The sequence below is a fragment of the Nocardia sp. NRRL WC-3656 genome (assembly GCF_000720265.1).
Classification (GTDB): domain Bacteria; phylum Actinomycetota; class Actinomycetes; order Mycobacteriales; family Mycobacteriaceae; genus Nocardia; species Nocardia nova.
On sequence record NZ_JOJF01000122.1, the window covers coordinates 1 to 389 of the forward strand.

The following is a 389-nucleotide window of genomic DNA, read 5'->3' on the forward strand; positions in this document are numbered from 1 at the left end:
GGTCGACTGCATCTACGAGGGTGCTCGTTCGTTGTATATCCACCCCGACGAGTGTGTGGACTGTGGGGCGTGTGTGCCGGTCTGCCCGGTGGAGGCGATCTATTACCAGGACGACCTGCCGGCTGAACTCGAGCCTTACCTCGACGACAATGCCGCCTTTTTCAGCGAGACCTTGCCCGGTCGCGGCGAACCGCTCGGATTTCCCGGTGGCGCAGCCAAACTCGGCCCCGTCGGGGTGGATACGCCGCTGGTTGCCGCGCTGCCGAAACGGAGTGCCCAGCCATGACGCGCGAAACGACGTCCGCTGCCACGCCGTCCAGTTCGCGTGCGACGCCGACCGGGGCCGGTGGTGGGCGGCGCGGCGAGGTGCTCGCGGTATTGCGCGACTC

General features: G+C 67.4%; 1 protein-coding gene. It reads left to right on the top strand.

The annotated features are described in order from the left end of the window. Nucleotides 1-286 (top strand): ferredoxin family protein (locus IG65_RS0134125; RefSeq protein WP_030519022.1); only part of this gene is annotated, 286 nt, incomplete at its 5' end. Between the last annotated feature and the right edge of the window lie 103 nt (nt 287-389).